The sequence below is a fragment of the Streptococcus sp. D2 genome (assembly GCF_006385825.1).
GTDB lineage: Bacteria > Bacillota > Bacilli > Lactobacillales > Streptococcaceae > Streptococcus > Streptococcus shenyangsis.
Map to the genome: position 1 here is coordinate 159174 of NZ_VFSI01000003.1, position 21122 is coordinate 180295.

General features: G+C 41.5%; 23 protein-coding genes, 2 pseudogenes and 1 other annotated feature. Of the genes and pseudogenes, 23 read left to right on the forward strand and 2 right to left on the reverse strand.

Features of this window, described 5'->3' with window-relative positions:
- The 4 genes from frr (at position 1) to FJR73_RS02930 (ending at position 2775) form a co-directional block, all read left to right on the forward strand.
- Complete coding sequence (frr, locus tag FJR73_RS02915) at positions 1-558, forward strand: ribosome recycling factor (protein ID WP_001262225.1); 558 nt, start codon at positions 1-3, stop codon at positions 556-558.
- A gap of 59 nt (positions 559-617) precedes the next feature.
- Positions 618-1472 carry an RNA-binding virulence regulatory protein CvfB gene (gene cvfB, locus FJR73_RS02920; RefSeq protein ID WP_049488665.1) on the forward strand — a complete coding sequence of 285 codons (855 nt, stop codon included), beginning with the start codon at positions 618-620 and terminating at the stop codon, positions 1470-1472.
- An 8-nt stretch (positions 1473-1480) separates the two neighbouring features.
- Positions 1481-1696: a YozE family protein gene (locus tag FJR73_RS02925; RefSeq protein WP_001232084.1), complete on the forward strand. Its 216-nt coding sequence runs from the start codon at positions 1481-1483 to the stop codon at positions 1694-1696.
- An 83-nt stretch (positions 1697-1779) separates the two neighbouring features.
- Positions 1780-2775: a PhoH family protein gene (locus FJR73_RS02930; protein WP_140833229.1), complete on the forward strand. Its 996-nt coding sequence runs from the start codon at positions 1780-1782 to the stop codon at positions 2773-2775.
- 56 nt (positions 2776-2831) lie between these two features.
- On the opposite strand, the gene ald is transcribed toward FJR73_RS02930, so the two are convergent.
- Positions 2832-3944 carry an alanine dehydrogenase gene (gene ald, locus FJR73_RS02935; protein WP_140833231.1) on the reverse strand — a complete coding sequence of 371 codons (1113 nt, stop codon included), beginning with the start codon at positions 3942-3944 and terminating at the stop codon, positions 2832-2834.
- Positions 3945-4114: 170 nt separating this feature from the next.
- Here ald and FJR73_RS02940 point away from each other — a divergent pair, with 170 nt between their 5' ends.
- The 12 genes and pseudogenes from FJR73_RS02940 to FJR73_RS03000 all read left to right on the forward strand — a co-directional run bounded on the left by FJR73_RS02940 (position 4115) and on the right by FJR73_RS03000 (position 14678).
- Positions 4115-4684, forward strand: a complete 570-nt coding sequence (locus FJR73_RS02940) for a GNAT family N-acetyltransferase (protein WP_125451245.1) — start codon at positions 4115-4117, stop codon at positions 4682-4684.
- 66 nt (positions 4685-4750) lie between these two features.
- Positions 4751-5392, forward strand: a complete 642-nt coding sequence (locus FJR73_RS02945) for a helix-hairpin-helix domain-containing protein (protein ID WP_125451246.1) — start codon at positions 4751-4753, stop codon at positions 5390-5392.
- On the forward strand, positions 5376-7610 hold the full coding sequence (locus tag FJR73_RS02950) for a DNA internalization-related competence protein ComEC/Rec2 (RefSeq protein ID WP_140833233.1): 2235 nt from the start codon (positions 5376-5378) through the stop codon (positions 7608-7610). Before FJR73_RS02945 ends, FJR73_RS02950 begins: the two co-directional genes overlap by 17 nt.
- Before the next feature lie 362 nt (positions 7611-7972).
- Positions 7973-8089: pseudogene (locus FJR73_RS02960) on the forward strand (ABC transporter ATP-binding protein); the annotation flags it as partial.
- Positions 8083-8949: pseudogene (locus FJR73_RS02965) on the forward strand (hypothetical protein); the annotation flags it as partial. The pseudogenes FJR73_RS02960 and FJR73_RS02965, both read left to right, overlap by 7 nt.
- Before the next feature lie 160 nt (positions 8950-9109).
- Positions 9110-9241: a sequence feature (ribosomal protein L20 leader region), on the forward strand.
- A 15-nt stretch (positions 9242-9256) separates the two neighbouring features.
- A complete protein-coding gene (gene infC / locus FJR73_RS02970) occupies positions 9257-9787 on the forward strand; it encodes a translation initiation factor IF-3 (protein ID WP_000848180.1) in 531 nt (176 codons plus the stop codon).
- A 32-nt stretch (positions 9788-9819) separates the two neighbouring features.
- The gene (gene rpmI / locus FJR73_RS02975; RefSeq protein ID WP_001125943.1) at positions 9820-10020 is read left to right on the forward strand and encodes a 50S ribosomal protein L35; all 201 of its coding nucleotides are present in this window, start codon (positions 9820-9822) and stop codon (positions 10018-10020) included.
- A 51-nt stretch (positions 10021-10071) separates the two neighbouring features.
- Entirely contained in the window at positions 10072-10431 is a 360-nt protein-coding gene (gene rplT / locus FJR73_RS02980; protein WP_000124834.1) for a 50S ribosomal protein L20, read from the forward strand.
- A 58-nt stretch (positions 10432-10489) separates the two neighbouring features.
- Positions 10490-10870 (forward strand): VOC family protein, encoded by a 381-nt coding sequence (locus tag FJR73_RS02985; protein WP_000157153.1) that lies wholly within the window; start codon positions 10490-10492, stop codon positions 10868-10870.
- A 248-nt stretch (positions 10871-11118) separates the two neighbouring features.
- Positions 11119-11919, forward strand: a complete 801-nt coding sequence (locus FJR73_RS02990; protein WP_125451250.1) for a dihydroorotate dehydrogenase electron transfer subunit — start codon at positions 11119-11121, stop codon at positions 11917-11919.
- Complete coding sequence (locus tag FJR73_RS02995; RefSeq protein ID WP_181146586.1) at positions 11882-12868, forward strand: dihydroorotate dehydrogenase; 987 nt, start codon at positions 11882-11884, stop codon at positions 12866-12868. Before FJR73_RS02990 ends, FJR73_RS02995 begins: the two co-directional genes overlap by 38 nt.
- 97 nt (positions 12869-12965) lie before the next feature.
- The gene (locus tag FJR73_RS03000; protein WP_140833238.1) at positions 12966-14678 is read left to right on the forward strand and encodes a glucosaminidase domain-containing protein; all 1713 of its coding nucleotides are present in this window, start codon (positions 12966-12968) and stop codon (positions 14676-14678) included.
- Between the two features lie 60 nt (positions 14679-14738).
- Here FJR73_RS03000 and pavA read toward each other — a convergent pair whose 3' ends face one another.
- Positions 14739-16394: an Rqc2 family fibronectin-binding protein PavA gene (gene pavA, locus FJR73_RS03005; protein ID WP_140833240.1), complete on the reverse strand. Its 1656-nt coding sequence runs from the start codon at positions 16392-16394 to the stop codon at positions 14739-14741.
- Between the two features lie 104 nt (positions 16395-16498).
- On the opposite strand from pavA, the gene ybeY reads away from it, so the two are divergent.
- Genes ybeY through rpmG form a run of 7 tightly spaced genes read left to right on the forward strand, consistent with a single transcriptional unit; the run spans position 16499 to position 21101 of the window.
- The gene (gene ybeY, locus FJR73_RS03010; RefSeq protein WP_140833243.1) at positions 16499-16996 is read left to right on the forward strand and encodes an rRNA maturation RNase YbeY; all 498 of its coding nucleotides are present in this window, start codon (positions 16499-16501) and stop codon (positions 16994-16996) included.
- Entirely contained in the window at positions 16977-17372 is a 396-nt protein-coding gene (locus FJR73_RS03015; RefSeq protein ID WP_101782200.1) for a diacylglycerol kinase family protein, read from the forward strand. Before ybeY ends, FJR73_RS03015 begins: the two co-directional genes overlap by 20 nt.
- 16 nt (positions 17373-17388) lie before the next feature.
- Positions 17389-18288, forward strand: a complete 900-nt coding sequence (gene era / locus FJR73_RS03020; protein ID WP_000143264.1) for a GTPase Era — start codon at positions 17389-17391, stop codon at positions 18286-18288.
- Positions 18289-18336: 48 nt separating this feature from the next.
- Positions 18337-19161 carry a DNA-formamidopyrimidine glycosylase gene (gene mutM, locus FJR73_RS03025; RefSeq protein ID WP_140833245.1) on the forward strand — a complete coding sequence of 275 codons (825 nt, stop codon included), beginning with the start codon at positions 18337-18339 and terminating at the stop codon, positions 19159-19161.
- Positions 19161-19766 (forward strand): dephospho-CoA kinase, encoded by a 606-nt coding sequence (gene coaE, locus FJR73_RS03030; protein WP_140833247.1) that lies wholly within the window; start codon positions 19161-19163, stop codon positions 19764-19766. The genes mutM and coaE overlap by 1 nt, the downstream gene beginning before the upstream one ends.
- On the forward strand, positions 19753-20952 hold the full coding sequence (locus tag FJR73_RS03035; protein ID WP_140833249.1) for a multidrug efflux MFS transporter: 1200 nt from the start codon (positions 19753-19755) through the stop codon (positions 20950-20952). The genes coaE and FJR73_RS03035 overlap by 14 nt, the downstream gene beginning before the upstream one ends.
- A complete protein-coding gene (rpmG, locus tag FJR73_RS03040; RefSeq protein WP_001809104.1) occupies positions 20952-21101 on the forward strand; it encodes a 50S ribosomal protein L33 in 150 nt (49 codons plus the stop codon). Before FJR73_RS03035 ends, rpmG begins: the two co-directional genes overlap by 1 nt.
- Positions 21102-21122: the final 21 nt, after the last annotated feature.

The window sequence follows — 21122 nt, forward strand, 5'->3', positions numbered from 1 at the left end:
ATGGCTAACGCAATTATTGAAAAAGCTAAAGAGAGAATGACCCAGTCTCACCAATCACTTGCTCGTGAATTTGGTGGTATCCGTGCCGGCCGTGCCAATGCAAGCTTGCTTGACCGTGTACATGTAGAATACTATGGAGTAGAAACTCCTCTTAATCAAATCGCTTCAATTACGATTCCAGAAGCACGTGTTTTGTTGGTAACACCATTTGACAAGTCTTCATTGAAAGATATCGAACGTGCTTTGAACGCTTCTGATCTTGGTATTACACCAGCTAACGACGGTTCTGTGATTCGCTTGGTTATCCCTGCTCTTACAGAAGAAACTCGTCGTGACCTTGCTAAAGAAGTGAAGAAGGTCGGTGAGAATGCTAAAGTGGCTGTTCGCAATATCCGTCGTGATGCTATGGACGAAGCAAAGAAACAAGAAAAAGCAAAAGAAATCACTGAAGACGAATTGAAGACTCTTGAAAAAGATATTCAAAAAGTAACAGACGATGCTGTTAAACACATCGACGACATGACTGCCAACAAAGAGAAAGAACTTTTGGAAGTCTAAAAATAAACAGAAAAACTCAGTTGGCATTGCTGGCTGAGTTTTATTCGAAAGAAGGAAATATGAATACAAATCTTGCAAGTTTTATCGTTGGACTCATCATCGATGAAAATGATCGTTTTTACTTTGTGCAAAAGGATGGCCAGACCTATGCGCTTGCCAAGGAAGAAGGTCAACATACAGTAGGCGACACGGTTAAAGGTTTTGCCTACACGGATATGAAGCAAAAGCTCCGCTTGACCACTTTAGAAGTAACTGCCACTCAGGACCAATTTGGTTGGGGAACTGTAACAGAAGTACGCAAGGACTTGGGAGTCTTTGTCGATACAGGCCTACCTGACAAGGAAATCGTTGTGTCACTCGATATCCTCCCTGAGCTCAAGGAACTCTGGCCTAAGAAGGGAGACCAACTCTACATCCGTCTTGAAGTGGACAAGAAAGACCGTATCTGGGGCCTCTTGGCTTATCAAGAAGACTTCCAACGTCTAGCTCGTCCTGCTTACAACAATATGCAGAACCAAAACTGGCCAGCCATTGTTTACCGTCTCAAGTTGTCAGGAACTTTTGTTTACCTGCCAGAGAATAACATGCTTGGCTTTATCCATCCTAGCGAGCGCTACGCAGAGCCACGTTTGGGGCAAGTCTTAGATGCGCGTGTCATTGGTTTCCGCGAGGTTGACCGTACGCTGAATCTCTCCCTCAAACCACGTTCCTTTGAAATGTTGGAAAATGATGCTCAGATGATTTTGACTTACTTGGAAAGTAATGGAGGTTTTATGACCTTGAATGATAAGTCATCCCCTGAGGATATCAAGGCAACCTTTGGTATTTCTAAAGGTCAGTTTAAGAAAGCACTCGGTGGCTTGATGAAGGCTGGTAAAATCAAGCAAGACCAGTTTGGGACAGAGTTGATTTAGGGAGACATATGAGAAAATCATTTTACACTTGGCTCATGACCGAGCGCAACCCTAAAAGTAACAGCCCCAAAGCAATTTTGGCAGACCTCGCTTTTGAAGAGTCAGCCTTCCCAAAACACACAGATGATTTTGATGAGGTGAGTCGCTTTTTGGAGGAGCACGCTAGTTTCTCTTTCAACCTAGGAGACTTTGACGCTATCTGGCAAGAATACTTAGAACACTAGCGTATTCACTGGGTTTGGGCTAGTAATTTCTCCCTCCCTCTGCTATAATAAAAAGAAATAAAAGAATTAGAGAGGTTCTTTATTTGAAGGAACATTCAATAGACATTCAACTGAGTCATCCAGATGACCTGTTTCATCTTTTTGGTTCCAATGAACGCCATCTTCGTTTGATGGAAGAAGAGCTTGATGTGGTGATTCATGCTCGTACGGAGATTGTGCAGGTTTTGGGAGAGGAGACTGCCTGTGAAGAGGCTCGTCAGGTTATTCAAGCCCTCATGGTCTTGGTAAATCGTGGGATGACCGTTGGTACGCCAGATGTGGTCACTGCGATTAGCATGGTCAAAAACGATGAAATCGACAAGTTTGTCGCCCTTTACGAAGAAGAAATTATCAAGGACAATACAGGGAAGCCTATCCGTGTCAAAACCTTGGGTCAAAAACTTTATGTGGATAGTGTCAAACAGCATGATGTGACCTTTGGAATCGGGCCCGCAGGAACAGGGAAGACCTTTCTTGCAGTTACTTTGGCCGTGACTGCCCTTAAACGTGGCCAGGTCAAACGAATTATCTTGACACGTCCAGCGGTTGAGGCAGGAGAGAGTCTAGGTTTTCTTCCGGGTGATCTTAAAGAGAAGGTAGATCCTTACCTTAGACCTGTTTATGATGCCTTGTATCAGATTCTAGGCAAAGACCAGACGACTCGTCTCATGGAGCGTGAAATTATCGAGATTGCACCCCTTGCCTATATGCGTGGACGGACCTTGGAGGATGCCTTTGTCATTCTCGATGAGGCGCAAAATACGACTATCATGCAGATGAAGATGTTCTTAACTCGTTTAGGATTTAATTCTAAGATGATTGTCAATGGAGATATCAGTCAGATTGATCTTCCGCGTAATGTCAAGTCCGGTTTGATTGATGCCCAAGAGAAACTCAAGAATATCCATCAGATTGACTTTGTTCATTTTTCAGCCAAGGATGTGGTTCGCCATCCAGTTGTCGCTCAGATTATCCGAGCTTATGAACCAGCTCCAGTTAAAAAAGAAGAGCGTGAAGAAGTCCAAGAAGAAAGAGAATAGCAAAAAAGAGCAGTTCAGGTGGAATTGCTCTTTCTTTTATCTGATAATTAGATTTTTTAGATTAGTTCATCAATTGGAGTATGTTTTTTATCGAGACCTTGGGCTACTGGAAGACTGGTTAAGTAACCTTGATAAGTAGTAACACCTTGGCGCAAGCCCTCATCCTCAGAGATTGCTTGTACAAAACCTTTACCAGCCAAAGCTTCAATATAAGGAAGAGTGACATTGGTTAGGGCAATGGTTGAAGTACGAGCAACCGCACCAGGGATGTTGGCAACGGCATAGTGGAGAACACCGTGTTTTTCATATACAGGCTCATCGTGCGTTGTCACACGGTCAGCTGTCTCGATAACACCACCTTGGTCAACGGCAACGTCAACGATGACAGATCCTGGACGCATTTGCTTGACCATCTCATCTGTGACCAGTTTTGGTGCCTTGGCACCTGGGATGAGAACCGCTCCGATCACCACATCCGCATCTTTCACACTGGCTTCGATGTTGAATGAATTGGACATAAGGGTTTGGATTTGATGACCAAAGACTTCTTCGAGGACTGAAAGACGTTTAGCACTGATATCAAGGATGGTTACTTGAGCACCAAGACCAAGCGCAATTCGAGCAGCATGGGTCCCTACGACACCGCCACCGATGATGGTTACTTTCCCTTTAGGTACACCCGGCACACCACCCAGTAAGACACCAGAACCTCCTGCTTGCTTAGTTAGGAAATGGGCGCCGATTTGGACTGCCATACGGCCTGCAACCTCACTCATAGGTACGAGGAGTGGTAATTGACCTTGGGAATCACGGACAGTTTCATAGGCAATCCCAGTTGTTTTTGCTTCCAACATAGCATCTGCTAATTCTGGAGCAGCGGCCATGTGCAAGTAGGTGAAGAGAAGCAGGTCGTCACGTAAGTAACCATATTCAGAAGCTAGTGGTTCTTTTACTTTTACGACCAATTCAGCTGCCCAGGCTTCACCAGCAGTAGCGACAATTTCAGCTCCTTGCTTTTGATAGTCAGCATCAGTAAAGCCAGAACCGAGACCAGCATTTGTTTCGATAAGGACGCGATGACCACGGCCGACTAAGCTGTGGACACCAGCAGGTGTTAGGGCAACACGGTTTTCATTATTCTTAATTTCTTTTGGAATTCCGATTAACATAGAGAAAAACTCCCTTTCTATTGACGGGTTGTAAATGATTTATCACATTATCTATAAAATAAGGTGATGATTTTATTCTATATGAAACCGCTTTAAAAAGCAAGAAAAATTTGTTGTAATTTATTTTTTATGCTAGACTGGTAGAAAATATTTTTAAATGGAGGAGAAGTATGGAATCAATCTTTTTAAAACTATCCCAGTATCCAACAATGGAGACAGAGCGTTTATTGCTTAGACCTGTAACTTTGGATGATGCGGAAGCAATGTTTGAATATGCCTCGGACAGAGAAAATACGCGTTACACTTTTCCAACCAATCAAAGCTTGGAAGAAACTCAAAATAATATTGCTCAGTTCTACTTGGCCAATCCCTTGGGACGGTGGGGGATAGGACTAAAAAGCAATGGCAAATTTATCGGAACCATTGATTTGCACAAGATTGATCCTGCTCTTAAGAAGGCAGCTATTGGCTATATTATCAATAAAAAGTATTGGAATCAAGGATTAACGACAGAAGCCAATCGTGCTGTGATTGAGCTAGCTTTTGAGAAGATAGGGATGAATAAGTTGATTGCCCTTCACGATAAGAATAATCCTGCGTCTGGAAAGGTCATGGAGAAATCAGGAATGCGTTTTTCCCACGAAGAAGCTTATGCTTGTATTGACCAGCATGAAGAAGGCCGAATCGTGACAAGAGTTCATTATGTCTTGACCAAGGAAGACTATTTTGCAAATAAATAAGCAGTTGAAAAGAAATTTTCAACTGTTTTTTCTTCCTCTTACGAATAATCTAAGAGAGGAGAAAATATGGAAGCAATTATCGAGAAAATCAAAGAGTATAAAATCATTGTCATCTGTACTGGTCTGGGCTTACTTGTAGGAGGATTTTTCCTGCTAAAACCATCTCCACAAACACCTGTCAAGGAAACGAATTTGCAGGCTGAAGTTGCAGCTGTTTCCAAGGATTCGGTATCCGAAAATGAAGTGAAGAAGGAAGAACCGGTTGAACAAGATCTAATCACAGTAGATGTAAAAGGCGCTGTTAAAGCACCTGGAATTTATGATTTGCCGGTAGGTAGTCGGGTCAATGATGCCGTTCAGAAGGCTGGTGGCTTGACAGAGCAAGCAGACAGCAAGTCGCTCAATCTAGCTCAGAAAGTTAGTGATGAAGCCCTGGTTTATGTTCCAACTAAGGGAGAAGAAGCAGCTAGTCAACAGACTGCTTCTGGGACGGCCTCTTCAACGAGCAAGGAAAAGAAAATCAATCTCAACAAGGCCAGTCTGGAAGAACTCAAGCAGGTCAAAGGCTTGGGAGGAAAACGAGCTCAGGATATTATCGATCATCGTGAGACTAATGGCAAATTCAAGTCGGTTGATGAACTTAAGAAGGTCTCTGGCATTGGTGCTAAAACGATAGAAAAGCTAAAAGACTATGTTACAGTGGATTAAGAAACTCCCTATTCCCCTAATTTACCTGAGTTTTCTATTGCTTTGGCTTTACTATTCTATTTTCTCAGCATACTATCTTGCTTTGTTAGGCTTTGTTTTTCTGCTAGTCTGTCTCTTTTTCCAATTTCCTTGGAAATCTGCTAGCAAAGTTCTAGTGATTTGTGGAATCTTTGGCTTCTGGTTTCTGTTTCAAAATTGGCAACAGAGTCAAGCAAGTCAAAATTTGGCGGATTCTGTTGAAAGGGTACGGATTTTGCCTGATACTATTAAAGTCAATGGTGACAGTCTATCCTTTCGTGGCAAGTCTGATGGACGCATTTTTCAAGTTTATTATAAACTCCAGTCCGAGGAGGAGAAAGAAACCTTTCAAGCTTTAACCGACATTCATGAGATAGGACTAGAAGGGAAGCTTTCGGAGCCAGAAGGGAAGAGAAATTTTGGTGGTTTCGACTACCAAACCTATCTGAAAACTCAGGGAATTTACCAGATTCTCAATATCAAAAAAATCCAGTCACTTCAAAAGGTTGGCAGTTTGGATATAGGTGAAAATCTGTCCAGTGTACGCCGAAAGGCTGTAGTTTGGATTAAGACGCATTTTCCAGACCCTATGCGGAACTACATGACAGGGCTCTTACTAGGACATCTGGACACCGACTTTGAGGAGATGAATGAGCTTTATTCTAGTCTAGGAATTATCCACCTCTTTGCCTTGTCGGGTATGCAGGTAGGTTTTTTCATGGATGGCTTTAAGAAACTTCTCTTGCGATTGGGCTTGACCCAAGAAAAGTTGAAATGGCTAACTTATCCCTTTTCCCTTATTTATGCAGGCCTGACTGGATTTTCAGCCTCGGTCATTCGCAGTCTCTTGCAAAAGTTACTGGCTCAACATGGTGTTAAGGGCTTGGATAATTTTGCTCTGACGGTGCTTGTCCTCTTTATTATCATGCCCAACTTTTTCTTGACAGCAGGAGGAGTCTTGTCCTGCGCTTATGCTTTTATCTTGACCATGACTAGCAAAGAAGGAGAGGGGCTTAAGGCTATTGCCAGAGAAAGTCTAGTCATTTCCTTGGGAATATTGCCCATTTTGTCCTTCTATTTTGCGGAATTTCAACCTTGGTCCATCCTTTTGACCTTTGTCTTTTCCTTTCTATTTGACTTGGTCTTCTTACCGCTCTTGTCTATCTTATTTGCCCTTTCCTTTCTCTATCCAGTCATTCAGCTGAATTTTATCTTTGAATGGTTGGAGGGAATGATTCGCTTGGTGTCGCAGGTGGCAAGTAGGCCTCTGGTCTTTGGACAACCCAATGTATGGCTTTTAATCTTATTGTTAATTTCCTTGGCTTTGGTCTATGATTTGAGGAAAAATATCAAAAGAGTAGCTGGCTTCAGCTTACTTATTGTGGGTCTCTTTTTCTTGACCAAGCATCCACTGGAAAATGAAATCACCATGCTGGATGTGGGGCAAGGTGAAAGTATTTTCTTACGGGATGTAACTGGTAAAACCATTCTCATAGATGTCGGTGGCAAGGCAGAATCTAATAAGAAAATCGAAAAATGGCAAGAAAAGGCGACGACCAGCAATGCACAGAGAAGCTTGATCCCCTATCTAAAAAGTCGAGGAGTAGCCAAGATTGATCAGCTAATTTTGACAAATACGGACAAGGAACATGTTGGAGATTTGCTGGAGGTGACCAAGGCATTCCATGTAGGGGAAATTTTAGTGTCCAAAGGCAGTCTGAAACAGAAGGAATTTGTTGCAGAACTACAGGTAACTCAAACCAAGGTGCGCAGTGTGACAGAAGGAGAAAACTTGCCAATTTTTGGAAGTCAGTTAGAAGTCCTATCTCCAAGGAAAATTGGAGATCATGAAGATACCCTGGTTTTGTATGGAAAACTCTTGGATAAAAACTTTCTCTTCACTGGAAATTTGGAGGAGAAAGGAGAGAAGGGCTTGCTGAAGCACTATCCAGACTTGAAAATTGATGTCTTGAAAGCTGGCCAACATGGCTCTAAACAATCATCAAGTTCAGCCTTTTTAGAACAGCTCAAACCAGAGGTGATTCTCATTTCAGTTGGAAAGAGCAATCGAACGAAACTCCCTCATCAGGAAACCTTGACCCGACTGGAAACTATCAATAGCAAAGTATATCGAACTGACCAGCAAGGGGCTATACGCTTTAAGGGTTGGAATAGTTGGAAAATCGAAAGCATTCGATAGGAGGAAAAGTTGTTATAGATTAGTAAGAAAACAAAAACCAAAAATCTGTTGCATAATAATGATAAAAACGATATAATGAAAGCGTGTTCAATATTAAAGATATAAATGCAATAAAACCATTAAAAATTAGCAAAAACCGTTTAATTAGTTAGTTTATGATCTATTGGTCTTTTTTAGTCCAGTGTATCTGCTGTGAGCGTCCTTAAAACTTATCGGTATGATTGGAAAGTATAGTACGAACTATCACAGTCTCGTTATGATAGCTATTCTGAGTATAAAGTTGGTTCTGGCTGGAATTACGATCGTTATGAGGTACTAAACTACTACAGCGGAGGCTATTAATCCAAAAAGGAGGGCTAGATATGTTGCAGCTTACTCATGTGACCTTAAAAACGCGACAAGTCATTTTACAAGATGTTGATTTTACATTTGAAAAGGGTAGGATTTATGGTATTCTTGCTATCAATGGCTCTGGAAAGAAGCTTACTATTTGCAGTGGCAAGATGAAGAGAAGAATTATGAAATGATATCAAATAACCCGACTGTTAGCTCTGACTTTAAAATGGCGGTTGACCGCCAACGAAAGATTTACCAAGCCCTGTATCCCTTGAACATAAAAGCACATACTTTGGAGTTTCCGATCCACGGGATTGATCAGATTATCTGGATTTTAGAGGCTATCATCCCAACCTTGTTTGTGATTGCTATTATTTTTATGCTAACGCAACTATTTGCAGAAAGATATCAAAATCATCTGGACACAGCTCAGTTATATCCTTTTTCAAAAGTGACATTTGCAATGTCCTCTCTTGGAGTTGGAGTGGGTTATGTAACTGTACTGTTTATCGGAATCAGCGGATTTTCTTTTCTAGTGGGAAGTCTGATAAGTGGTTTTGGACAGTTAGATTATCCCTACCCGATTTATAGCTTAGTGAATCAAGAGGTAACTATTGGAAAGATACAAGATGTGTTATTTCCTGGCTTGTTCTTAGCTTTCTTAGCCTTTATCGTCATTGTGGAAGTAGTGTACTTGATTGCTTACTTTTTCAAGCAAAAAATGCCTGTCCTTTTTCTTTCACTCATTGGGATTGTTGGCTTATTGTTTGGCATCCAAACAATTCAGCCTCTTCAAAGGATTGCACATCTGATTCCCTTTACTTACTTGCGTTCAGTGGAGATTTTGTCTGGAAGATTACCTAAGCAAATTGATAATGTCAATCTGAATTGGAGCATGGGGATAGTCTTACTTCCTTGCCTGATTATCCTTTTGTTAGTGGGGATTCTATTTATCGAAAGATGGGGAAGTTCACAGAAAAAAGAATTTTTTAATAGATCCTAGCTTTCCTATAGGGAAAATAAGTAAAAACTAACATAGAGAGGGAATCAACTTGATTCTCTCTTTTTGATTAGGAAATCAATGAAAAATACAAACACAAACTTTTCAAAAAAATAACTTTTTATCTTGACAAGGGCTAGAAAACTTGGTATCATATAAAAGTTGAGAAAAGCAGAAGTGAGAGCTTCTCGCCTTGTGACATTAAGTTGCCTGGCCCTACGGATGAAAAGTTTCTAAGAAACGCTATCATAACGTGCGGGCTTGTATATTTACGAGTCCGCTATTGTTTTTCTCTAATAAAACAAAAGAGGTGAAAACCATAGCAAAGCAAGACTTATTCATCAATGATGAGATTCGTGTACGTGAAGTTCGCTTGATTGGTCTTGAAGGAGAACAACTAGGCATTAAGCCACTCAGTGAAGCGCAAGCTTTGGCTGATAATGCTAATGTTGACCTAGTATTGATTCAACCCCAAGCCAAACCGCCTGTTGCAAAAATTATGGACTACGGTAAGTTCAAATTTGAGTACCAGAAGAAGCAAAAAGAACAACGTAAAAAACAAAGTGTTGTTACTGTGAAAGAAGTTCGTCTAAGTCCAACTATTGACAAGGGTGACTTTGATACAAAACTTCGCAATGCACGCAAATTCCTTGAAAAAGGAAATAAAGTTAAGGTATCTATTCGCTTTAAGGGTCGTATGATTACCCATAAAGAGATTGGTGCAAAAGTTTTAGCCGAGTTTGCTGAAGCAACTCAAGATATTGCCATCATCGAACAACGTGCTAAAATGGATGGACGTCAAATGTTCATGCAATTGGCGCCAGCGACTGACAAAAAATAATTGTCAGAAAGTTAAATAAAGGAGAAAAAATCATGCCAAAACAAAAAACACACCGCGCATCAGCTAAACGTTTCAAACGTACAGGTTCTGGTGGACTTAAACGTTTCCGTGCTTACACTTCTCACCGTTTCCACGGAAAAACTAAGAAACAACGTCGTCATCTTCGTAAAGCATCTATGGTGCATTCAGGAGATTACAAACGTATCAAAGCAATGCTTACTCGCTTGAAATAATAGTTTGACTGTAAGTAAAGAATTCTAGGAAATATTTGGAGGAAATAAAACATGGCACGTGTTAAAGGTGGCGTTGTATCACGCAAACGTCGTAAACGTATTCTTAAATTAGCAAAAGGTTACTATGGAGCTAAACACATCTTGTTCCGTACTGCAAAAGAACAAGTAATGAACTCTTACTACTATGCATACCGTGACCGTCGTCAGAAAAAACGTGACTTCCGCAAATTGTGGATCACTCGTATCAACGCGGCAGCTCGTATGAACGGACTTTCATACTCACAATTGATGCATGGTTTGAAATTGGCTGAGATCGAAGTTAACCGTAAAATGCTTGCTGACTTGGCTGTTAACGATGCAGCAGCTTTCACAGCTCTTGCAGATGCAGCTAAAGCAAAACTTGGTAAATAATAACTGATGAGACTGGAACAGGATTGTCCCAGTCTTTTTAAAAATAAAGGAGAAAAAAATGGCTTCAAAAATGCTACACACTTGCTTGCGAGTAGAAAATCTTGAAAAATCAATCGCATTTTATCAAGATGCTTTTGGTTTTAAAGAATTGCGTCGCAGAGATTTTCCAGACCATGCCTTCACAATTGTCTATCTAGGACTTGAGGGTGACGACTATGAGTTGGAGTTGACTTATAACTACGATCATGGTCCTTATGTGGTTGGAGATGGGTTTGCCCATATCGCCCTCAGTACACCTGATCTTGAAGCTCTTCATCAAGAGCACAGTGCCAAAGGCTATGAAGTGACTGAGCCAAATGGTCTACCAGGAACTGCACCAAACTATTACTTTGTCAAAGACCCTGATGGCTACAAGGTCGAAGTCATTCGTGAAAAATAATCTCGTGAAGTCAAGTAGAATGTTCGTTTTCTACTTGACTTTTTTTATCTGAAAGAGTATACTAGTAAAAATTTAACCTTTAAGGGGAGTCCAGAGAGACTCACAAGGTGTCAGATAAAAGAATAGTGCAATTTTCTAGAGGAGACTTTTTGAGTGTGCTCTCTTCTGTTGTACGATTTTAACTGAGGCCTTGCACTAGCAAGGTCTTTTCTTTGTCTGGTCCCCTTAAAATTTAAGGAGGAAAAGTCATGAATCCCACATGTAAGAAACGTTTGGGTGCAATTCGATTGGAAACCATGAAGGTGGTTGCACAGGAGGAAATCGCGCCAAAAATCTTTGAATTAGTTCTAGAAGGGGAAATGGTTGAAGCTATGCGGGCAGGCCAATTTCTTCATCTGCGTGTGCCTGATGACGCCCATCTCTTGCGTCGCCCTATTTCAATTTCGTCTATCGATAAGGTTAAGAAACAGTGTCATCTCATTTATCGGATTGAGGGAGCTGGGACAGCTATTTTCTCAACCTTAAGTCAGGGAGATATTCTTGATGTGATGGGTCCTCAGGGGAATGGTTTTGACTTGTCTGACCTAGATGAGCAGAGCCAGGTTCTCCTTGTTGGTGGGGGGATTGGTGTTCCGCCCTTGCTTGAGGTTGCCAAGGAATTGCATGCGCGTGGTGTGAAAGTAGTGATAGTTCTCGGTTTTGCTAATAAGGATGCTGTTATTTTGGAGATGGAATTAGCTCAATATGGGCAGGTCTTTGTAACGACAGATGATGGTTCTTATGGCATCAAGGGAAATGTTTCAGTTGTCATCAAGGATTTAGACAATCAATTTGATGCTGTTTACTCATGTGGGGCGCCTGGAATGATGAAGTATATCAATCAAACCTTTTATGACCACCCAAGAGCCTATCTATCTTTGGAATCTCGTATGGCTTGTGGGATGGGGGCTTGCTATGCCTGCGTCCTAAAAGTGCCAGAAAGCGAGACTGTCAGCCAACGTGTCTGTGAAGATGGCCCTGTTTTCCGCACAGGAACAGTTGTATTATAAGGAGAAAATTATGACTACAAATCGTTTACAAATTTCTCTACCTGGCTTGGATTTGAAAAATCCGATTATTCCAGCATCAGGCTGTTTTGGTTTTGGTCAAGAGTATGCCAAGTACTATGATTTAGACCTTTTAGGTTCTATTATGATTAAGGCGACAACCCTTGAACCACGCTTTGGCAATCCAACTCCAAGGGTGGCAGAGACACCCGCTGGTATGCTTAATGCAATTGGCCTGCAAAATCCTGGTTTAGAGGTTGTTTTGGCTGAAAAGCTACCTTGGCTGGAAAGAGAATATCCAAATCTTCCTATTATCGCCAATGTAGCTGGTTTTTCAAAACAAGAGTATGCGGCTGTTTCTCATGGTATTTCCAAGGCAACTAATGTAAAGGCCATCGAGCTCAATATTTCTTGCCCCAATGTTGACCACTGTAATCACGGACTTTTGATTGGTCAAGATCCAGATTTGGCTTATGATGTAGTAAAGGCAGCTGTCGAAGCCTCAGATGTGCCAGTTTATGTCAAACTAACCCCTAGTGTGACGGATATCGTCACTGTCGCAAAAGCTGCAGAAGATGCGGGGGCAAGTGGCTTAACCATGATCAATACTCTAGTTGGAATGCGCTTCGACCTCAAAACCAGAAAACCAATCTTGGCCAATGGAACAGGTGGAATGTCTGGCCCAGCAGTCTTTCCAGTAGCCCTCAAACTCATCCGCCAAGTAGCCCAAACAACAGACCTACCTATCATTGGAATGGGGGGAGTGGATTCGGCTGAAGCTGCGCTAGAAATGTATCTGGCTGGGGCATCTGCCATCGGAGTTGGAACAGCCAACTTTACCAATCCATATGCCTGTCCTGATATCATCGAAAATCTACCAAAGGTTATGGATAAATATGGTATCAGCAGTCTAGAAAATCTCCGCAAGGAAGTAAAAGAGTCTCTGAGGTAAACTGCAATCAATCTGTTCTTGATTTTTTATCAGTTTGTAATGTTGATTATAGAGAATTTTGATACAATAAAGTAGAAAGAACAGAGGAAGAAAGTTTATGAAGAAATTGAGATTTGTTTTTTTAGCTCTGCTATTTTTCTTAGCTAGTCCAGAGGGTGTAATGGCAAGTGATGGTACTTGGCAAGGAAAACAATATCTGAAAGCGGATGGAAGTCCAGCAGCTAATGAGTGGGTTTTTGATGCTCATTATCAATCTTGGTTTTATATAAAAGCAGATGCTAACTATGCTGAAAATGAATGGTTGAAGCAAGGTGACGACTATTTTTACCTCAAATCTGGTGGCTATATGGCCAAGTCAGAATGGGTAGAAGACAAGGGAGCTTTCTATTATCTTGACCAAAATGGAAAGATGAAAAGAAATGCTTGGGTAGGAACTTCCTATGTTGGTGCAACAGGTGCCAAAGTAATAGAAGACTGGGTATTTGATTCTCAATACGACGCTTGGTTTTATATCAAAGCAGATGGACAGCACGCAGAGAAAGAATGGCTCCAAATCAAGGGCAAGGACTATTATTTCAAATCAGGTGGTTATTTACTAACAAGTCAGTGGATTGATCTGGCTTATGTGAATGCTAGTGGTGCCAAAGTACAGCAAGGTTGGCTTTATGACAAACAATACCAATCTTGGTTTTACATTAAAGAAAATGGAAATCATGCTGAGAAAGAATGGATTTTCGAAAATGCTCACTATTATTATCTAAAATCAGGTGGCTATATGGCAGTAAATGAATGGATTTGGGATAAGGAGTCTTGGTTTTATCTCAAATCTGATGGGAAAATGGCTGAGAAAGAATGGCTATACGATGCTAAAAGTCAAGCCTGGTACTACTTCAAATCTGGCGGCTACATGGCAAAAAATGAGACAGTAGATGGTTATCAGCTTGGAAATGATGGTAAATGGCTTGGAGAAAAAGCTACAAATGAAAATGCTTCTTATTATCAAGTAGTTCCTGTCACAGCAAATATTTATAATGCAGATGGTGAAAAGCTTTCCTATATATCACAAGGTAGTGTCGTCTGGCTAGATAAGGATAGAAAAAGTGATGACAAGCGCTTGGCTATTACTGTTTCTGGTTTGTCAGGCTACATGAAAACAGAAGATTTACAAGCACTAGATTCTAGTAAGGATTTTATCCCTTATTATGAGAGTGATGGACACCGTTTTTATCACTATGTGGCTCAGAATGCTAGTATCCCAGTAGCTTCTCATCTTTCTGATATGGAAGTAGGCAAGAAATATTATTCGGCAGATGGACTGCATTTTGATGGTTTTAACCTTGAAAATCCCTTCCTTTTCAAAGACTTGACAGAGGCTACAAACTATAGTGCTGAAGACTTGGATAAGGTATTTAGTCTGTTAAATATTAACAATAGTCTCTTGGAGAATAAGGGCGCTACCTTTAAGGAAGCTGAAGAACATTACCATATCAATGCCCTCTATCTCCTTGCCCATAGTGCCTTAGAAAGTGACTGGGGAAGAAGTAATATTGCCAAAGATAAGAATAATTTCTTTGGAATTGCAGCCTATGATACGACCCCTTACCTTTCTGCCAAGACATTTGATGATGTGGATAAGGGAATTTTAGGTGCAACCAAGTGGATTAAGGAAAATTACATCGATAGGGGCAGAACTTTCCTTGGCAATAAGGCTTCTGGTATGAATGTAGAATATGCCTCAGATCCTTATTGGGGCGAAAAAATTGCTAGTGTAATGATGAAAATTAATGAAAAACTAGGTGGCAAAGATTAGTCCTATAATTGAATATGATTTGAGTGAATAGTATGTTAAAAATCCTGATTTCAAGTAAAATCAGGATTTTTTCATGGATGCGATTTTTTCTGGGTCTGGTGTAACGCGGAGGGTCTTTTGTCCTGTGTAAGTGACAAAGCCTGGTTTTCCACCAGTTGGTTTATTGAGTTTCTTGACTTCAATCATATCTACCTGAACCAGATTTGACAGGCGACCTTGAGAGAAGTAGGCGGCCAGCTCAGCTGCGTCTGTTTTGACTTCATCGGATGGGTCAAGATTGCCTGAGATGACAACATGGCTTCCAGGTATGTCCTTGGCATGGAACCAAAGTTCCTCCTTACGAGCCATTTTAAAGGTCAATTCCTCATTTTGAAGATTGTTTCGTCCAACATAGATGATGGTCTTGCCATCGCTGGCCAGATACTGTTCTGGTTTCTTGCGTTTCTGGATTTTCTCCCGTTGTCTTCTGCGGATAAAACCTGTTTGTATCAATTCTTCACGGATTTCAGCGATTTCTTCCAGTCCAGCTTGGTTGAGGACAGTTTCGACACTTTCCAGATAGAGAATGGTTGCCTTAGTTTCTTCAAGCAGATCAGTTAAGTATTTGACAGCTTCTTTGAGTTTCTGATAGCGTTTAAAATAGCGTTGGGCATTCTGGCTGGGAGTTAAGGCCTTATCAAGCGCAATCGTGATAGGTTGGTTGGTGTAGTAGTTGTCTAGGATAACCTGGTCTTGGTCGTTAGGCACTTGATGAAGGAATGTTGTCAGCAATTCCCCTTTTTGACGGAATTCTTCAGCATTGTCTGTCGCCAATAATTCTTTTTCTTGTTTTTTCAGCTTATGGCGATTTTTTTGAAGTTCATTTTCAACACGACGAATGAGTTCACTGGCTTGCTGTTTGACACGGTCTCGCTCAGCCTTATCTTTGTAGTAGGTGTCCAACAAATCAGAAAGACTGGTAAAATGTTCTCCCACCTGATTTGCAAAAGGAACTGGACTGAAGGATGTCTCTGTCAAGCAGGGCTTGGTTTCTTGACTGAAAAAGTTTCGGAAAGTGGAAAGTTTTTTACTAACCAGTATCCTTTCCAATTCATTTACCGTATCACGTCCCAGACCTTGAAAGAGACTTTGAAGGTTTTTAGCTGTTGTTTCCTGTGTTTGCAGGATTTCAAAGAGTTTCTCGTCCTTGATGGTGAAAGGATTGAGTGATTTCGTGCTTGGCGGAGCGATATAGGTCGACCCAGGCAGCAAGGTGCGGTAGCTATTTTGTGAAAAGCCGACGTGTTTAATGACTTCGAGAATTTTGTGACTACTCTTATTAACCAGTAGAATATTACTGTGTTTACCCATGACTTCGATAATCAAGGTAGCCTGAATATGGTCTCCAATCTCGTTTTTATTGGAAACCGTGATTTCCACAATACGGTCATTTTCAATCTGCTCAATAGACTCAATCAGGGCCCCCTGCAAATACTTTCTCAAGACCATGATAAAGGTAGAAGGTTGGGCTGGATTTTCAAAGGTCGTTTGGGTCAGCTGAATGCGTCCAAAAACTGGATGGGCAGAAAGGAGCAGGCGATGACTTTGGCGATTGCTGCGGATTTGCAAGACCAACTCTTGTTCAAAAGGTTGATTGATTTTCTGAATGCGACCGTTCACTAACTCTCTTCGCAATTCCTCAACCATGTGGTGTAAAAAAAATCCGTCAAATGACATCGTTCTCTCCTTGTGATTGTATTCCATAGTATTATATCAAAAAGGTAGAATAAAATCATGGAAATGTGGTATAATAAAGCCAAGTAAAGAGAAACGAGAAGCACATGTATATTGAAATGGTAGATGAAACTGGTCAAGTTTCAAAAGAAATGTTGCAACAAACCCAAGAAATTTTGGAATTTGCATCCCAAAAATTAGGCAAAGAAGACAAGGAGATGGCAGTCACTTTTGTGACCAACGAGCGTAGCCATGAACTCAATCTGGAGTACCGTGACACCGACCGTCCGACAGATGTTATCAGCCTTGAGTATAAGCCAGAGTTGGAAATTGCCTTTGACGAAGAGGATTTGCTTGAAAATCCAGAATTAGCAGAGATGATGTCTGAGTTTGATGCCTATATTGGGGAACTGTTCATCTCTATAGATAAGGCTCATGAGCAGGCTGAGGAATATGGTCACAGCTTTGAGCGTGAGATGGGCTTCTTGGCAGTACACGGCTTTTTACATATCAATGGCTATGATCACTACACTCCAGAAGAAGAAGCGGAGATGTTCGGTTTACAAGAAGAAATTTTGACAGCCTATGGACTCACAAGACAATAAACGAAAATGGAAAAATCGTGACCTGATATCCAGTTTAGAATTTGCTCTCACAGGGATATTTACTGCTATCAAGGAAGAACGTAATATGCGAAAACATGCAGTGACGGCTCTAGTGGTCATCTTCGCAGGTTTTGTTTTTCAGGTGTCACGAATCGAATGGCTCTTTCTCCTATTGAGTATTTTCTTGGTAGTAGCCTTTGAAATTATCAATTCTGCTATCGAAAATGTGGTGGATTTAGCCAGTCACTATCACTTTTCCATGCTGGCTAAAAATGCCAAGGATATGGCGGCTGGCGCGGTATTAGTGGTCTCTCTTTTCGCAGCCTTAACAGGCGCATTGATTTTTCTCCCACGAATCTGGGATTTATTATTTTAAACAGTAAGAGGAAATTATGACTTTTAAATCAGGCTTTGTAGCCATTTTAGGACGTCCCAATGTTGGGAAGTCAACCTTTTTAAATCACGTTATGGGGCAAAAGATTGCAATTATGAGTGACAAGGCGCAGACAACGCGCAACAAAATCATGGGAATTTACACGACCGATAAGGAGCAAATCGTCTTTATCGACACGCCAGGGATTCACAAGCCTAAAACAGCTCTAGGAGATTTCATGGTCGAATCTGCCTATAGTACCCTTCGTGAAGTGGATACTGTTCTTTTTATGGTGCCCGCTGATGAAGCACGTGGTAAGGGAGACGACATGATTATCGAGCGTCTCAAGGCAGCCAAGGTTCCTGTTATTCTAGTGGTGAACAAGATTGATAAGGTTCACCCAGACCAGCTTTTGTCTCAGATTGATGATTTCCGTAATCAAATGGACTTCAAGGAAATTGTTCCTATCTCAGCCCTTCAGGGCAATAACGTGTCTCGTCTAGTTGATATTTTGAGTGAAAATCTGGACGAAGGTTTCCAATATTTCCCGTCTGATCAAATCACAGACCATCCAGAACGTTTCTTGGTTTCAGAAATGGTTCGCGAGAAAGTCTTGCACCTAACTCGTGAAGAGATTCCTCACTCAGTTGCTGTAGTGGTTGATTCTATGAAACGAGATGAAGAGACAGACAAGGTCCACATCCGTGCAACCATCATGGTCGAGCGCGATAGTCAGAAAGGGATTATCATCGGTAAAGGTGGTGCTATGCTTAAGAAAATTGGTAGCATGGCCCGTCGTGATATTGAACTCATGCTAGGAGACAAGGTCTTCCTAGAAACCTGGGTCAAGGTTAAGAAAAACTGGCGTGATAAAAAGCTAGATTTGGCTGACTTTGGCTATAATGAAAAAGAATACTAAGTAGAGGTGGGCTCATGCCTGCTTCTTGTTTTTACAGAAGGAGGATTTATGCCTGAATTACCTGAGGTTGAAACCGTTCGTCGTGGCTTAGAAAAATTGATTTTGGGAAAGAAGATTTCGAGTGTAGAAATTCGCTATCCCAAGATGATTAAGACAGATTTGGACGAGTTTCAAAAGGAAGTGCCTGGTCAGATTGTTGAGTCAATGGGACGTCGTGGAAAATATTTGCTTTTCTATCTTACAGACAAGGTCTTGATTTCTCATCTGCGAATGGAGGGCAAGTATTTTTACTATCCAGACCAAGCACCTGAACGCAAGCATGCCCATGTTTTCTTCCAATTTGAGGATGGTGGCACGCTTGTTTATGAGGATGTACGCAAGTTTGGTACTATGGAACTCTTGTCTCCTGACCTTTTGGACGCCTACTTTATTTCTAAAAAATTAGGTCCTGAACCAAGCGAACAAGACTTTGATATGCAGGTCTTTCAAGCTGCCCTAGCTAAGTCCAAAAAGCCTATCAAATCCCACCTCCTAGACCAGACCTTGGTAGCTGGCCTTGGCAATATCTATGTGGATGAGGTTCTATGGCGAGCTCAGGTTCATCCAGCTAGACCTTCCCAGACTTTGACTGCAGCAGAAGCGTCAGCCATTCATGACCAGATCATTGCTGTTTTGGGCCAGGCTGTTGAAAAAGGTGGTTCCACCATTCGGACCTATACCAATGCCTTTGGGGAAGATGGAACCATGCAGGATTTTCATCAAGTCTATGACAAGGCTGGTCAAGAATGTTCACGTTGTGGCACCATCATTGAGAAAATCCAACTAGGTGGACGAGGAACTCACTTTTGTCCAAACTGTCAAAGGAGGGGCTGATGGGAAAAATCATTGGAATCACTGGGGGAATTGCCTCTGGTAAGTCAACTGTGACAAATTTTCTAAGAAAGCAAGGTTTTCAAGTAGTGGATGCCGACGCAGTCGTCCACCAACTACAGAAACCTGGTGGTCGTCTGTTTGAGGCTCTAGTCAAGCACTTTGGGCAAGAAATCATCCTTGAAAACGGAGAACTTAATCGCCCTATCCTAGCTAGTCTTATCTTTTCAAATCCTGAAGAACGGGAATGGTCTAGGATAACTCAAGGGGAGATTATTCGTGAGGAGCTAGCTACGTTGAGAGACCAGTTGGCTCAGACAGAAGAGATTTTCTTCATGGATATTCCCCTACTTTTTGAGCAGGCCTACAGCGCTTGGTTTGATGAGACTTGGTTGGTCTATGTGGATAGAGATGTCCAAGTAGAACGTCTAATGAAAAGAGACCACTTGTCCAAAGATGAAGCTGAGTCTCGTCTGGCAGCCCAGTGGCCTTTAGAGAAAAAGAAAGATTTGGCCAGCCATGTTTTAAACAACAATGGAAATCAGGACCAGCTTCTTACTCAGGTGTTCTCCCTGCTTGAGGGAGGTAGGCAAGATGAAAGAGATTAACTGGAAGGATAATCTGCGCATTGCCTGGTTTGGTAATTTTCTGACTGGAGCCAGTATTTCTTTGGTTGTGCCTTTTATGCCCATCTTTGTGGAAAATCTAGGTGTAGGGAGTGAGCAAGTCGCTTTTTATGCAGGTTTAGCTATTTCTGTCTCTGCCATTTCTGCAGCACTTTTCTCTCCTATCTGGGGCATTCTTGCTGATAAATACGGCCGAAAACCCATGATGATTCGTGCTGGTATGGCCATGACTATTACTATGGGAGGCTTGGCCTTTGTCCCAAATATTTATTGGTTAATCTTTCTTCGTTTACTGAATGGTGTATTTGCGGGTTTTGTTCCCAATGCAACAGCCTTGATAGCCAGTCAGGTTCCCAAGGAGAAATCAGGCTCTGCCTTAGGTACTTTGTCTACAGGCGTAGTTGCAGGTACTCTAACTGGTCCCTTTATTGGTGGCTTTTTTGCAGAATTATTTGGCATTCGTACTGTCTTTTTACTGGTTGGTAGTTTTCTATTCTTAGCTGCTGTTTTGACTATTTGCTTTATTAAGGAAGATTTTCAACCAGTAGCCAAGGAAAAGGCCATCACAACAAAGGAATTATTTACATCAGTTAAATATCCCTATCTCTTAGTCAACCTCTTTCTGACCAGTTTTGTCATCCAATTTTCAGCCCAATCGATTGGCCCTATCTTAGCTCTGTATGTACGCGACTTAGGCCAGACAGAGAATCTTCTTTTTGTATCTGGTTTGATTGTATCCAGTATGGGCTTTTCCAGTATGATGAGTGCAGGAGTCATGGGAAAGCTAGGTGACAAGGTGGGCAACCATCGCCTCTTGGTTGTAGCCCAGTTTTATTCAGTTATCATCTATCTCCTCTGTGCCAATGCCTCTAGCCCTCTTCAACTAGGACTTTATCGTTTCCTCTTTGGATTGGGAACCGGTGCCTTGATTCCCGGAGTTAATGCCCTTCTCAGTAAGATGACACCCAAAGCTGGTATTTCGAGGGTCTTTGCCTTCAATCAGGTATTCTTTTATCTGGGAGGTGTCGTTGGGCCCATGGCAGGTTCTGCAGTAGCAGGTCAATTTGGCTACCATGCTGTCTTCTATGCGACAAGCCTTTGTGTTGCCTTTAGTTGTCTCTTTAATCTGCTTCAATTTCGAACATTATTAAAAGTAAAGGAAATCTAGTGCGAGTAAAAATTAATCTCAAATGCTCCTCTTGTGGCAGTATCAATTACCTAACCAGTAAAAATTCAAAAACTCATCCAGACAAGATTGAGGTTTTAAAGTATTGTCCCAAGGAAAGAAAAGTAACCCTACATCTTGAATCTAAGTAGATTTTATGGTAAAATAATAGG

Coding starts and splice junctions, on each gene's coding strand:
- frr (WP_001262225.1), top strand. CDS start 1: ATGGCTAACGCAATTATTGAAAAAGCTAAAGAGAGAATGACCCAGTCT.
- cvfB (WP_049488665.1), top strand. CDS start 618: ATGAATACAAATCTTGCAAGTTTTATCGTTGGACTCATCATCGATGAA.
- FJR73_RS02925 (WP_001232084.1), top strand. CDS start 1,481: ATGAGAAAATCATTTTACACTTGGCTCATGACCGAGCGCAACCCTAAA.
- ald (WP_140833231.1), bottom strand. CDS start 3,944: ATGTTAATCGGAATTCCAAAAGAAATTAAGAATAATGAAAACCGTGTT.
- FJR73_RS02940 (WP_125451245.1), top strand. CDS start 4,115: ATGGAATCAATCTTTTTAAAACTATCCCAGTATCCAACAATGGAGACA.
- FJR73_RS02945 (WP_125451246.1), top strand. CDS start 4,751: ATGGAAGCAATTATCGAGAAAATCAAAGAGTATAAAATCATTGTCATC.
- FJR73_RS02950 (WP_140833233.1), top strand. CDS start 5,376: ATGTTACAGTGGATTAAGAAACTCCCTATTCCCCTAATTTACCTGAGT.
- rpmI (WP_001125943.1), top strand. CDS start 9,820: ATGCCAAAACAAAAAACACACCGCGCATCAGCTAAACGTTTCAAACGT.
- rplT (WP_000124834.1), top strand. CDS start 10,072: ATGGCACGTGTTAAAGGTGGCGTTGTATCACGCAAACGTCGTAAACGT.
- FJR73_RS02985 (WP_000157153.1), top strand. CDS start 10,490: ATGGCTTCAAAAATGCTACACACTTGCTTGCGAGTAGAAAATCTTGAA.
- FJR73_RS02990 (WP_125451250.1), top strand. CDS start 11,119: ATGAATCCCACATGTAAGAAACGTTTGGGTGCAATTCGATTGGAAACC.
- FJR73_RS02995 (WP_181146586.1), top strand. CDS start 11,882: ATGGCCCTGTTTTCCGCACAGGAACAGTTGTATTATAAGGAGAAAATT.
- FJR73_RS03000 (WP_140833238.1), top strand. CDS start 12,966: ATGAAGAAATTGAGATTTGTTTTTTTAGCTCTGCTATTTTTCTTAGCT.
- pavA (WP_140833240.1), bottom strand. CDS start 16,394: ATGTCATTTGACGGATTTTTTTTACACCACATGGTTGAGGAATTGCGA.
- ybeY (WP_140833243.1), top strand. CDS start 16,499: ATGTATATTGAAATGGTAGATGAAACTGGTCAAGTTTCAAAAGAAATG.
- FJR73_RS03015 (WP_101782200.1), top strand. CDS start 16,977: ATGGACTCACAAGACAATAAACGAAAATGGAAAAATCGTGACCTGATA.
- era (WP_000143264.1), top strand. CDS start 17,389: ATGACTTTTAAATCAGGCTTTGTAGCCATTTTAGGACGTCCCAATGTT.
- mutM (WP_140833245.1), top strand. CDS start 18,337: ATGCCTGAATTACCTGAGGTTGAAACCGTTCGTCGTGGCTTAGAAAAA.
- coaE (WP_140833247.1), top strand. CDS start 19,161: ATGGGAAAAATCATTGGAATCACTGGGGGAATTGCCTCTGGTAAGTCA.
- FJR73_RS03035 (WP_140833249.1), top strand. CDS start 19,753: ATGAAAGAGATTAACTGGAAGGATAATCTGCGCATTGCCTGGTTTGGT.